The organism is Streptosporangium sp. G11 (genome assembly GCF_051192615.1).
In the GTDB taxonomy this organism is placed as follows: domain Bacteria; phylum Actinomycetota; class Actinomycetes; order Streptosporangiales; family Streptosporangiaceae; genus Streptosporangium.
Genome location: NZ_JBPJUQ010000019.1, coordinates 104,228 through 116,865 on the forward strand (window position 1 = coordinate 104,228; position 12,638 = coordinate 116,865).

Here is a 12,638-nt window from a genome sequence, read left to right on the forward strand (position 1 = left end):
ATCCTCGATACACCGTGGTCCCCCTCCTTGACGGCCCGCTCGCCACACGAGAAAGATGGCTCCCGGGGGACAGCGAAAACGATCATTTCATGGCCGATGTTGCGTAAACACAGTCAGGCGGCGCGGGTCCATGCCTCTTTTCACGGCGTTTCTCATTGTGGCGGTCCTCGTCGTCGTCGTCATCGTATGGCGAGGACTCGCGAAACAGCGGACCACGGCGCTGGCCACGAGAACCGAGCTCAGCGAGATCGCCCGCCAGGAGCTGCTGCCCACCGTCAAGGTCGTGGCCCTGGGCGCCTCCGGCGCGGGGAAGACCGCGTTGCTGGCGAGCATGTTCCACCGGTTGCAGACGTCCGCGTACACCGACTATTACCTGAAGGTCCCGCACGACCAGATGACCGTGCTCAACAGGGCGTACCGGCAGGTCAGCGACCCTACGGGGAAATGGCCCGACAGCACGCGCACCGGGGAGACGCGCGAGTTCACCTTCACGTGCATAGCCCACGTAGACGGGGGTCATCATGAGGTGGCGCAGATCAACTACCTCGAATACGCCGGCGAGCTCCTGACCGAGGAACAGGAGGGCGGGGCCTCCGAGCAGAAGGCTCTGGTCGAGTACGTCGACTCGGCCGCCGCGGTGCTGATCCTCCTGGACGGCTTCCGCATCAAGCAACTCCTGGAGGACTCCCTCGACGGGGCGATCCATCTGGAGAGCGCCCTGAGCGCCTACGTCAATCTGATATTCGCGAAAACGTATCCGGTCCATTTCGTCATCACCAAATGGGACCTGCTCAGCGAATCCGAGGAGCATGACGACCAGCGGCTGCGCACGGTTCGCGACCTGCTTCTCTCCTATCCGGCCTTCGCCGCGCTGGTGCGGGCGAAAAGCGGCCGGCGGGTCGTACGGCTGATCCCGGTCAGCGCCGTCGGCCGAGGATTCGCGCGGGTCGACGAGAACGGCCACGTGGTCAAGAATCTGACTTCCAGGGTCCGGCCCGCCTACGTCGAGCTTCCGCTTTCCGTGGTGATACCCGACGTCTTCCAGCAGCTTTCCCATTCACTGGAGCAGACCGCGAAGGAAAGGGTCTTCGCCGAGGTCGAAGACCGGGTCAAGCTCGATTCACGCGATTTCCTCTCGCACATGGGCCAGCGGTTGAGCCGGCCGACGGCGCGGGCACTGCGAGCGGCTTTCTCCGTCGTTCCCGGCGTCGCCGGCGGCGACCAGCTTCTTGACCTGTGGGTGCAGTGGTCCAGCCGCCCGCTGACCGAGCGCCACGAGAATTTGCTGGGCCAGTTGACCGCCGCCAACAAGGAGGCCGCGCTGATCTACAGATCCCGGCAACGGGTCCTGGACGAGTTCCAGCGGCAGGTCGGCGTATTGGAAGCGAAGTTCCCGGCCTCCAGACTGTGAGGGAGAACGCGGCGGTGAGCGGCGACGACGACGGCCGGGCCTCCGGGTGGCCCTTCCTGTACGCCCGGGGAAGGAGACGTGGTCACCGGATCCTGCTGGCCCCCGACTTCCTCGTCGGGCAGGAGGAGCACGGCTGGCTGGGCGAGCGGGTCGGGCGCGTGACGAACCCCCCGGCCGGATTCGATGAGTTCACCACGCCGAGCGGTGTGCCGCTCCTGGTGCTCGTACGCCACGAACACCTGACACCGGCGGATCTCGGCCTGGCGAGTGACCCGTCGGACCGGGGAAAGACCCTCGACGAATTCGGCCGCGTGCTGCACTTCTCGTACGGGCTGGTCTGCCTGCCCGGCCGCGTACCGGCGGTGACGGAAGCCGGCCTGCGGCGCACCCGTGACATGGCGTTGGAGGTCTACCGGGATTTCCTGGACGGCGAGGAGGCTTTCCGCACCCGCCCATCCACCGCCCTCGGCCTGCGCGCGCCCGCTCCCGAAACCGTCACCCCCGCGCCCGGTGTCCCCGCCCGTACCCCCACCACCGAAGCCGGGATCAGGACCGGGGCCGGGAGCGGCGGCCGCGTGGCCGGAGTGCCAGGCCCGCCTCACCGCTCACGCCGTGGTCTGATCGTCGTGATCGGCGCGATCGTTCTGACGATCGCCGCCGGAACCCTGCTGTGGTCGCTCAGGCGACCACCCGAGCCGCAGGTGCCCGCCGCCTGCGCGGAGGTGCGGGTGACGACGGCTCGCGACCTCCCGTGCCCCACCCCGGGCATCACCGATTCACCGCCGGTCTGGACGATCCCGCCCCCCGCTCCGGGCCGCGAGCCGCCGGGCTGAGCACGGCGGACGCGTGTTCCTGCTCGCCGCGCAACGGTCCGGCAAGCGTGGAGCGACCGGCCGGAGTCCTATCGGGTCCTGAGCTGGTTGAGGGTGTAGCCGGTGGCCCGCTTGAACAGGTATTCGGCCCGTTCGTAGGAGAGCCTGCGGCGGCCGGTCTCCGGGCACAGGTCGGCGGGTGCGGGCGGCCTGCCGGGGCCGGGCCTGCGGTCGGACAGGAACAGCGGGCCCCGGCCGCGGCCCGCGATGAGGTGAGGGAGGAGTTCGGCGGTCCCGGAGCGCCAGTGGACCCAGCCGGACCCGGTGGCCACCTTCCCGCGCATCCCGGCCAGGTCGAGGTCCTCGACGTTGAGCGAGAGCGCCGAGCCCACTTTGGCGGCGCTCTCGTAGAGCAGCAGCCACAGGGCTCGCTCGCGCGGGGCGATGTCCGGCCGTTCCCACAGCGCCTCCGCGTGTGGCCCGTCGATGGGGCGGGTGCGGCGCCGAGGCTCGGGCCGGCGCCCGAGTGCCGCGGCAAGGTCGCGGGACACGCCACCGGTCAGGTCACCGGCCGGGCCACGGTCCGACCCGCCGATCACACCGCACTCCGGCTCACCGGCCGGGCCACGGTCCGACCCGCCGATCACACCGCACTCCGGCTCACCGGCCAGGCCATGGTCCGACCCGCCGGCCGGGCCACGGTCCCGTTCGCCGGTCGGGCGGCGGTCGAGGCCACCGGCCGGCGAGTCCTGGGCGGCGGCCCAGGCGCGGAAGGAGCGGACGGCGGCGCGGTGGCGGTTCCAGGTGGCGGGGGCCGCGCCTTCCCACGCGGCCGTGAAGACCTCCGCGACCCGCGCGGCGGTCACGTCCGGCAGTGGGATGTCGTCTCCGAGATCGCGGCGCAGCCGGTTCATGGTCTGGCGGTAGGAGCGGACGGTCGAGGCGTCCAGGTCATCACGGGCGAGGAAGGCGCTCGCGGCCTCGGCCAGGGTGACCACAGTCCTTGACCTGGTCTTTCCCACCCTGGCCCTGCCTGACGTGACCGTTCCCAGCCGGACCGGGAACGACCCGGCCGTTTCAGGCCCCGCTGCTTCGTGCCTCGCCGTTCCAAGGGCGACTGTTTCGGGACCCGCCGTTTCAGGCCCGGCCGTTCTCCGCGTGGCGAGGTCGGCGCAGGCCGCCGCGCGTTCCGTGAGGAGCGTGCGTTCCGGCACGTTGAGGGTCAGGGCGGCGGCACGTTCGAACTCCCGCCGGGCCTCCTCGTGGCGGCCGAGCCTGGCCAGCAGGTCACCGCGGACGCTGGGCAGGCGGTGGTAGTCCTTGAGGGCCGTCTCGCCGACCAGTGTGTCGGCGAGCGCCAGACCCGCTTCAGGGCCGTGGGCCATGGCCAGCGCGACCGCGCGGTTGAGCTGCACGACCGGCGTGGGCAGCACCCGGGCGAGCGCCGCGTAGAGGGCGGTGATCTGCACCCAGTCGGTCTCCTCCGCCGTACGGGCTTGCGCGTGGCACGCGGCGATGGCGGCCTGCAGCACGTACGGGCCGAAGGGCGCGCCGCACTGCCTGGCGCGCAGCATGGCCGCGAAGCCCCGGCGGATGAGGAGCCGGTCCCAGCGCCCGCGGTTCTGCTCGTGCAGCGCGACGGGCTCTCCCGACGGCCCCGTCCTGGCGGCCGACCGCGACGCCTGGAGCTCCATCAGCGCGACCAGGCCGTGCACCTCGGCCTCACCGGGCGCGAGTCCTGCCAGCAGGCGGCCCAGGCGCAGCGCCTCCTGGCAGAGGTCCTGGCGCATCCAGTCGTCGCCGGCGCTCGCCGCGTACCCCTCGTTGAACACCAGGTAGATGACCCCGAGGACCGACGACAGGCGCGCCGCCCGGTCCGGTCCCTCCGGGACCTCGAAGGGAATCCGGAGGGTGGCGAGGGTGCGTTTGGCCCGGACGACGCGCTGCGCGACGGTCGACTCGGAGACGAGGAACGCTCGCGCGATCTCCTCGGTGCGCAGGCCGCCGAGCAGTCGCAGCGTCAGAGCCACCCGGGACTCGGCGGACAGCGCCGGGTGGCAGGAGACGAACATCAGGCGCAGGACGTCGTCGCCCACCTCGTCGTCGAGGGCCGCGTCGATGTCGGCCTCGGCGGTCCCGGCGGTGTCCTGCCGGGTGGCGAGGTCGTGGGCGAGCCGCTCGTGCCTGAGGTCCAGCCGCTCCTCGCGGCGCAGGTGGTCGATGGCGCGGCGCTTGGCGACGGCCATGAGCCAGGCGCCCGGATTGTTCGGGACGCCCGACCCCGGCCACTGTTCGAGGGCGGCCAGGAGCGCGTCCTGCGCGAGTTCCTCGGCCAGCCCCACATCGCCCACCATCCGGACGAGCCCGGCGACGATCCTCGCCGACTCCATCTTCCAGACCGCGTCGACCGCGCGGTGGGTGTCTTCGGACATCACGTGCCCGATCAGAGCACCCGCCCGGCCGGGTACGCAAGCGTCCGGTCAGCCCTCCGGGCCGAAGACCTGCTGGATGTCTCCCTCGCCGTCACCGACGATCTTCCAGAAGCGCCGGGCCATCTCGATGGCCTCCTCCTTCGAGCGCGCCTCGACGAGCGCGAAGCTGACGATCGCCTCCTTCGCCTCGGTGAACGGCCCGTCGGTGACGGTGATCTCGCCGCCGGAGGACGAGATGTGGGTGCCGGCCGGGTCCAGGCCGCCGGTCGCCAGCAACACTCCCGCCCGGGTCATCTCCTCGATGAAAGCGGCCATCTCGGCGTGCATCGCCTCGGTCGGGGGTGCCATGTCGCCGCCCTTGGTCGTCATCAGGAATCGCATCGCCATATCTCCTTCGGTGGTCGGGTGACCGATCCTCGCCGGTCCTCGGCTACGCGTCGAATGGATCGGGCGGAAATCGACACGTGCCGCCTGACCAGGGCGGCGACCCGATGTGACAGGGAATGCATATGACAGGGAATGTACACCGATCCCGGGTGATCGCAGCTCAGGGGTGCCATGGAGGCGCGGCGTCGATTCCCGCCCCTCTCGTTCGACGCGTCAGCGAGGCCGGGCGAACCGGCGGACCGAGAACGGCGACGGACCCCCGTCGCGCCGAGAGGAAACAGACATGACCGCCATCCAGTCCGGCCCCGCCACCGGCTCCGGCAGCGACTCCGACAGCGGCCCCGCCACCGGCTCCATCGCCCCCGCGACGCGCGCCCTGCTCACCTGCTCCGTCGCCGCCGCGCCCCTCTTCGCCGTCGTGTCGCTGGCGCAGGCCTTCACCCGTGAGGGCTTCGACCTGACGCGCCACCCCCTGAGCATGCTGAGCACCGGTGACCTCGGCTGGCTCCAGATCGCCAACTTCCTGCTCAGCGGCGTCCTGACGGTCGCCGGGGCCGTCGGCCTGCGCCGCGTGCTGCGCGGCACGCCCGGCGGTACGTGGGCGCCCCGGCTGATCCTGGTCAACGGCGTCGCGACGGCCGCCGCCGGTGTCTTCGTGATGGACGCGGGTGACGGCTTCCCCACGGGCACCCCGCTGGAGCAGCCGGCCGCGATGAGCTGGCACAGCGTCATGCACATGGCCGCCGGGTCCATCGCGTTCACCGCGCTCATCGCCGCCTGCTTCGTCCTGGGCCGCCACTTCTCCCGCGCGAACCGCCCCGGTTTCGCCGCGGCCTCGCGGCTCAGCGGCCTCGTTCTCGCCCTCGGCGACGGCTGGGCGATGTCGGGCGGGTACGCCGGTTCCCTGACCCTGGCCGTCGGCGCGATCACCGCGATGGTGTGGGTCGCCGTGGTGGCGGCGGACAGACGGGCCGCCCTCCGCTAGGCCGCACGCCGGGCCCCCATCGCGGGCCGGGGCTCCCTCGCGACGCGAGGGAGCCCCGGCCTGTCTCGTCGAGGGTCCTGCCGCTTTGAGCGGGCTGACCACCACCATCTCCGACACCCTGAACATCCAGGCCGTGTGGCGTCGCGGGACGCGCGTCACGCTCGGACCGAAGTCCAGCCCGGACAGGAACCGGCCCGCCCCCACGTCCTGATCGACTCCCGGAGGATGCTCATGCCCGGCACCAACCGTCCAGGCCCCACCTCGGCCGGACGTTCCCCCGAACCCGAACCCGGCACCGGCACGCCGGTCGAGACGACCGAGACGACCGCCGCTCCGCCCTCAGGCATTTCACCCCGCGGCATCCTGACCGCCCTGGGCGCGCTGGGTGTCACCGCGCTGGTCGGCGGGGCCCTCGCGGCCGGCTCCGGCCCCGCCGCACCGGTCGCCGCCTGCTCGTCTCCAGGCTCTTCTCCAGGCGCCGTCGGCGCCCGCCCCGCAGCCGGAACGCGGTACGTCGCCTTCCCTGTCATGCGAGGAAACCGGTGGTGCACACCCTCAAGGCGTGAAGGCGAACCCCCGGTTCGTCCCGATCGGCCACCGAGAACCGGCCCGGCCGGACATGCGACCGAACGCCCCCGGCCCGGACCTCCCTGGCCGGGGGCGTTCGGTCGCGGCTCGGAACGGGTGCCCCCGGCGGTTCAGGCCGTCCGCGGCGATGTCCGGCCCGCGGAAACACACGCAGGTCGAGTGTCGGTGCGTGCCGCCCTCGAAGTAACGTGCGGCTCCATGCTCCGTGCGGCTCCGCGTGACTTCGGCCCGTCCTCCGACGGGTTAACGCGGTATGGCACCAGGTACGGCTACGGCGGCCGCGTCCGGAAGACCGCGCATCACACGGGCGGCCAGAGCCGCCACGAACGCGAACAGGACCGCCGACGCGAGCAGCAGCCGCACGCTCAGTCCCTCCGGATCAGGCCACGCGGTGAGCAGCACGGCCGACACGGCGGTCGCGACACACGCCGCGACCCAGCCCCACCACCTGAGCGCGGCGAACCGGCGCGCGAACACCAGGCATCCCACCGTCATCCCGCCGACCGCCAGCATGGGCCCGAGACCGTGCAGGGCACCGTGCCAGCTGATCTCGGGTGCCCCGGCCGGCGCGCCCGGCGGGAACCCGGCGCCCGCGTCGGTGACGAAGACCCCGCCGACGATCAGTCCGGCCCCGAGAAGACCGACCAGCAGCGGACCCCAGGTGCCGCTCCGGCCCGGGCGCAGCGCCCGCCACATGCCGGCGGCGCAGGCCACGTACAGCACGCCGGTCACGGTGAAGTTGACGATCTGGATCCATCCCCGAGCCCCGAGGCTCAGCAGGCTGATCGGGTGGTGGCTCAGGTCGTACCCCTCGCGGGTGAACGCCTGGATCAGCACCACCGCGACGAACAGCGGGCCTGCAACGACGCCGCACGCCAGCAGCTTGTACTTCACGGCTCTATCTCCTCGCCGGGCACCCTCGCGGTGCCACTCGGCGGAGACGTCGGAGTCGCCGGCCCGTTCCGGACATCCGCCCGTCCCCGAGTCACCGCCACCCGCCGCACGCGCTCGGCCGAATCCGCGAGAAACGTCAGGACCGGTTTGCCACCTCCGCGAATGATGTGAAGGATGCGCAGATGATCTCCTCCGGCCCTCCGCGACGCCGCTCGGCGTCGTTCCTGACCGGCGCCCTGAGCCAGCAGCTCGGCATGTGCGTTCCGACCGGCATGATCGGCTTCGTCTTCATGCTCTCGCTGGGCACCTGGTACCACCAGACGGGTCTCATACAGGCGGCCGCGCTCCTTTCCCCGCTGCTGCTGGCCCTCCCCCTCGGCGTGCTGGTCGACCGGCGGCGGCGCGGGTCCGTCCTGGTGGCGACGGGCCTGGTGAGCGCGCTGTCGCTCGTCTCCCTCGCGGTCGCCTTCTGGCTGCGGGTGACCGGCACGGTGTACATCGCGGTGGTCATGGCGGTACTGGCGACCGCATGGGCCGCGGGAGAGATGGCCAGGGACGCCCACATGCCGTCCGTGGTCGGCCGCGAACGGCTGGTCCCGGTCAACGCCGCGCTGTTCTGCGTGGTGTCGATCGGTTCCCTCTCCGCTCCGCTGATGCTCGGTGACGATTCCGGCATCGTCGTGCCGGTGGTCCTGGTGGCGATGGCCGTGGCGTCCGCCGCCTCGGCGCTGCTGTTTCGCGGCGTCGACCCGCCCGAGGAGCCGGTCGAGCCGGCGGAGCCGGGGACGGGCTGGTGGCGCGAGGCTGTCGCGGGTGTGCGCTTCACCCTGACCCAGCCGGTGCTCCGGGCGATGACCGTGTACCTGGTGGGGTCGGCGCTGATGGAACCGCTGATCGACGGGGTGGGCGGACGCCGGCCCCGCGGGGAGGGCGACCACGAGGGCCTCCTGGTGGCGCTGTCCGTAGTGATCTACGCCGCGCCCGTGGCCGGAGCCCTGGCGGCGGTGCTGCTGCACCGGCGCGTCGGCACCTTCCGGCTGGCGTGGCTCGCCGTCCCGGTGACCCAGCCGTTCGCGCTCCTGCTCGCCCTGACCGGCACGGCGGGCGGCCCGCTCTGGTATCTGCTCGGCGAGTTCGTTCCCCGGGCCGGCTGGGCGGTCACCGTGGTGGCCCTGCTCAGCCACCGGCAGGTGATCACACCCGGCCGCCTGCTGGGCCGTACGGCCGCCACGCTGGTGCTGTTCACCGGCCTGGCGGCGACCGCCGGGGAGTTTTTGAAGTTGCCCCTCATCTACCTGACCAACGTCTTTCTTTCCGAGGCCGGCTTCCCGGAAAGACTGCCGGTCCTGGCGCTCGGCACGTTCGGCGTTCTCGCCGCGGCGATCCCGCTGATGAGGGCCGGCCGCCTCGCCGGGCCCGCGTTTCCGGTGACCGCCCCACCGGCGGTCTCCCCGCGCGAGGACTGACGGCGAACCGGCGTTCCCGGCACCGGGACCGTGCATTTATTTTCATCATAAATCTCGACATAAAGGCATATCTTTGGATGCCCGTAACCCCGACACTCTTCCATCCCATATCCTGTCGCCTCCACCACGAGGCAGTGTGATCACGAAGCGGACACGGGCACACACGTTCCGGAGCGGGAGAATTCCCATCCTGATCGCCGCATTCACGCGACCCCGGGCAACGACCCCCCCCCCCGGGGCCCTACAGCCCTGAATTACATATATGGACCGTTTTAATGACTGCTAGAGATGTTGAGGTGATTTGCCGTAAACATCAAGGCTGTGATCAACTACCCCCTATCCCATGTGATGCGAATACCTCATGAACGGACCCCACCCCCATGAGCACCTCTCGCGAATCCGACTGGCAGCCCGTGGAGCTCGATGCCGACCGGCCGCATTCGGCCCGCATCTGGAATTACTGGCTGGGCGGAAAAGACAACTACCCCGCCGACCGCGACGCCGGGAACATGGTCGAGCAGCTCATCCCCGGCATCGTCGACTCGGCCCGCGCCGACCGGGCGTTCCTCGGACGCTGCGTCCAGCACCTCGTCGCCGAGGCCGGGATCCGCCAGTTCCTCGACATCGGCACGGGCCTGCCCACCGCCGACAACACGCACGAGGTGGCGCAGCGGATCGCCCCGGAGTCCCGGGTCGTCTACGTCGACAACGACCCGCTGGTCCTGGTTCACGCCCGCGCCCTGCTCGTCAGCAGCGCCGAGGGCGCCACCAACTACATCGACGCCGACCTGCGCGACCCTCACCACATCCTGCAGGCGGCCGCAGAAACCCTCGACTTCACCAGGCCCGTCGCGCTGATGCTGCTGGGGATCCTGCACCACATCACCGATGACGACGAGGCCGTGAAGGTCGTACAGTACCTGGTCGACGCCGTCCCGCCCGGCAGCCACCTGGTGATCGCGCACGCCACCGCCGAGGTTCACGGCGACGCCATGCACGAGGCGATGCGGCAGTTCATGGAGCGGGGCGGCACCCCGATCGTGGCCCGCGACCGCGTCCATCTCACCTCGTTCTTCCACGGCCTCGAACTCCTGGAGCCCGGCGTGGTCTCCTGTTCGCGATGGCGTCCGGACCACACCCCGTGGGGCGAGCCCGCGGAGGTGTCGCAGTTCTGCGGCGTCGCCCGCAAGCCCTGACGTCTCCCCTCTCCGAGGGCCGGCGCCGTCCCCTCGGCCCGGTCTCCCCGCGAGCCGCCGCCGGATGATCCGGGACGAGGAGGTTTCCACCGCTCGCGCCGCCACGACGACGTCGGCGCGGCTGTCGCCGTCGGCCGGTTCCGCCCGTCCCGCTTGTCCCGCCGCTTCCGGGGCGCCGATCCCCGTTCGGGGCAGGCCGGGTGGAGCCGGACTTCCCGGGTTCCGGTGTCCGACCGGCGGCGAGATCGCCCGACCAGCGAACCGAGTTTATTCAGGACGCTCCGGTGCAGTCCCATAGTCGTCCGGTCACCGCCCCCCTCAAGGGTTAACCATCACAAACTGTGACATATCGTCACAAAAGCATGATTTATTACCACTAACTCTGGGTTGTGTTCACCGATCCAGCTAGGCTGTCGCGAAGATCGACATGGGAGGTCGTCTCCATGAACCCCGCTCAGGATCCCGCCTCACCGCCTCCCGGCGCCGCGCTGCTCGTCGTCATGGGGGTGACCGGTTCCGGCAAGAGCACCGTGGGCGCCGCCCTCAGCCAGCGGTTACGGCTGCCGTTCGCCGACGCCGACGACTTCCACAGCGAGGCCAGCATCGCCAAGATGTCGGACGGGATCCCCCTCGACGACGAGGACCGGCTGCCCTGGCTGCGCGCGATCGGCGCCTGGCTCGGCGAGCACGCCGCCACCGGCGGCGTGGCGAGCTGCTCGGCGCTCAAACGGAGCTACCGCGACATCCTGCGCGAGGCCGCGCCGACGGTGAGCTTCGTCCACCTCCACGGCGAGATGGACGCCGTACGCCGGAGAGTGGCCGGCCGCCCCGGGCACTTCATGCCCGCCTCGCTGGTCGAGTCGCAGTTCAAGACCCTGGAGCCTCTGGAGCCCGACGAGCGGGGAATCGTCCTCGACTTCTCCAAGCCCGTCGACGAGCTCGTGGACGCCTACCTCACCGTGACAGCCCGGACGCGACCGGGTCCGCCGTCCGCCGATCCCACCGGCCCCGCCGCCCCGGCCGCGTCCCGCGACCGGGGACAGGACCGTGAGCAGGGACAGGACCGGGACGCCGGCGAGGCCGGGAGCGCCAGGTGACCCCCCTCCTGACCGCCCTGGCCGAGCCCGCCGCCACCTCCCCGGGCAGGCTCGTCCCGGCCGCGATCGTCGGCATCGCGCTGATCGTCGTACTGATCACGTACTTCAAGCTGCACCCCTTCCTGAGCCTGACCCTCGGCTCGCTGGCGGTCGGAGCCGTCGCGGGCCTGGCGATGACCGACACCATCGCCGCCTTCACCGACGGGTTCGGCAGCACCGCGGCCGGGGTCGGCACGCTCATCGCGCTCGGCGCGATGTTCGGCAAGCTGCTCGCCGACTCCGGCGGGGCCGACGAGATCGTGGACACGATCGTCGGCCGGTCCAGCCCCCGCTCCCTGCCCTGGGCGATGGCCGCCGTGGGCGCGCTGATCGGCCTGCCGATGTTCTTCGAGATCGGCCTCGTACTCCTGATGCCGGTCATCTTCCTGGTCTCGCGGCGCTCCGGCGTCTCCCTGATCCGGGTGGGCATCCCCGCGCTCGCGGGTCTTTCCGTGATGCACGGGCTCGTCCCTCCCCACCCTGGACCGCTGGTGGCCATCGACGCCCTCAAGGCCGATCTCGGCATCACACTGGGCCTGGGCGTGCTCATCGCCATCCCGACGGTCGCCATCGCCGGACCGCTGTTCTCCAAGTACGCGGCCCGCTGGGTGGACGTACCGGCACCGGAGCTCTACGAGACCCGGCCCCCGGCGGAGGACACCAGGCGGCCGTCGTTCGGCGTCACCCTCGCCACCGTGCTGCTGCCGGTCGTGCTGATGATGGGCAAGGCCCTCGCCGACATCCTCACCGCCGAGGGCAACGTCCTGCGCACGGTGCTCGACTTCCTCGGCACGCCGCTGGTGGCGCTGCTCATCGCCGTCATCGTGGCGATGTTCACCCTGGGTCTCGGGGCCGGCATGGACAGGAAGACGATCGCGAAGTCCCTGGAGCAGTCGCTGCCGCCGATCGCGGGCATCCTGCTGATCGTGGCCGCCGGCGGCGGTTTCAAGCAGACGCTGATCGACACCGGGATCGGCGACCTCATCGCCACGTGGGTGGAGAACAGCGGCCTGTCGGTGCTGCTGCTCGCCTGGCTGGTCGCCGTGCTCATCCGGCTGGCCACCGGCTCGGCGACCGTCGCGACCGTCACGGCCTCGGGAATCCTGGCCCCGCTGGTCGCCAACCTCAGCGTCGGGGAGACCTCGCTGCTCGTACTCGCCATCGGCGCGGGCTCGCTGTTCTTCTCCCACGTCAACGACGCGGGCTTCTGGCTGGTCAAGGAGTACTTCGGGCTCACCGTGGGCCAGAACATCAAGACCTGGTCGGTGATGGAGACGATCATCTCGGTGACCGGCCTGGTCTTCGTCCTGATCCTGAGCCTCTTCCTATAG

Annotated in this window: 10 protein-coding genes and 1 pseudogene; 7 read left to right on the forward strand and 4 right to left on the reverse strand. The window is 71.0% G+C overall.

The annotated features are described in order from the left end of the window. Positions 1 to 130 precede the first annotated feature (130 nt). Positions 131 to 1,411, forward strand: a complete 1,281-nt coding sequence (locus ACSDR0_RS19970; RefSeq protein ID WP_435290350.1) for a GTPase domain-containing protein — start codon at positions 131 to 133, stop codon at positions 1,409 to 1,411. Between the two features lie 14 nt (positions 1,412 to 1,425). Next, positions 1,426 to 2,244, forward strand: coding sequence for a hypothetical protein (locus ACSDR0_RS19975; protein WP_435290351.1), 819 nt, complete (start codon positions 1,426 to 1,428; stop codon positions 2,242 to 2,244). A gap of 68 nt (positions 2,245 to 2,312) precedes the next feature. On the opposite strand, the gene ACSDR0_RS19980 is transcribed toward ACSDR0_RS19975, so the two are convergent. From ACSDR0_RS19980 to ACSDR0_RS19990, 3 genes and pseudogenes are all read right to left on the reverse strand, one after another. Then, positions 2,313 to 3,245, reverse strand: coding sequence for a site-specific integrase (locus ACSDR0_RS19980; RefSeq protein WP_435290383.1), 933 nt, complete (start codon positions 3,243 to 3,245; stop codon positions 2,313 to 2,315). 150 nt (positions 3,246 to 3,395) lie between these two features. Then, positions 3,396 to 4,655: pseudogene (locus ACSDR0_RS19985) on the reverse strand (RNA polymerase sigma factor); the annotation flags it as partial. Positions 4,656 to 4,703: 48 nt separating this feature from the next. After that, entirely contained in the window at positions 4,704 to 5,036 is a 333-nt protein-coding gene (locus tag ACSDR0_RS19990; RefSeq protein ID WP_435290352.1) for a YciI family protein, read from the reverse strand. Between the two features lie 289 nt (positions 5,037 to 5,325). On the opposite strand from ACSDR0_RS19990, the gene ACSDR0_RS19995 reads away from it, so the two are divergent. Continuing rightward, positions 5,326 to 6,027 (forward strand): DUF998 domain-containing protein, encoded by a 702-nt coding sequence (locus tag ACSDR0_RS19995; protein WP_435290353.1) that lies wholly within the window; start codon positions 5,326 to 5,328, stop codon positions 6,025 to 6,027. Between the two features lie 831 nt (positions 6,028 to 6,858). Here the strand turns inward: ACSDR0_RS19995 and ACSDR0_RS20000 are convergent. Then, a complete protein-coding gene (locus ACSDR0_RS20000; protein ID WP_435290354.1) occupies positions 6,859 to 7,509 on the reverse strand; it encodes a DUF998 domain-containing protein in 651 nt (216 codons plus the stop codon). 182 nt (positions 7,510 to 7,691) lie between these two features. Here ACSDR0_RS20000 and ACSDR0_RS20005 point away from each other — a divergent pair, with 182 nt between their 5' ends. The 4 genes from ACSDR0_RS20005 to ACSDR0_RS20020 all read left to right on the forward strand — a co-directional run bounded on the left by ACSDR0_RS20005 (position 7,692) and on the right by ACSDR0_RS20020 (position 12,638). Continuing rightward, entirely contained in the window at positions 7,692 to 8,975 is a 1,284-nt protein-coding gene (locus tag ACSDR0_RS20005) for an MFS transporter (protein WP_435290355.1), read from the forward strand. Positions 8,976 to 9,355: 380 nt separating this feature from the next. Then, positions 9,356 to 10,171: an SAM-dependent methyltransferase gene (locus tag ACSDR0_RS20010; protein WP_435290356.1), complete on the forward strand. Its 816-nt coding sequence runs from the start codon at positions 9,356 to 9,358 to the stop codon at positions 10,169 to 10,171. Positions 10,172 to 10,614: 443 nt separating this feature from the next. Continuing rightward, the gene (locus tag ACSDR0_RS20015; RefSeq protein WP_435290357.1) at positions 10,615 to 11,268 is read left to right on the forward strand and encodes a gluconokinase; all 654 of its coding nucleotides are present in this window, start codon (positions 10,615 to 10,617) and stop codon (positions 11,266 to 11,268) included. After that, on the forward strand, positions 11,265 to 12,638 hold the full coding sequence (locus ACSDR0_RS20020) for a GntP family permease (protein ID WP_435290358.1): 1,374 nt from the start codon (positions 11,265 to 11,267) through the stop codon (positions 12,636 to 12,638). Before ACSDR0_RS20015 ends, ACSDR0_RS20020 begins: the two co-directional genes overlap by 4 nt.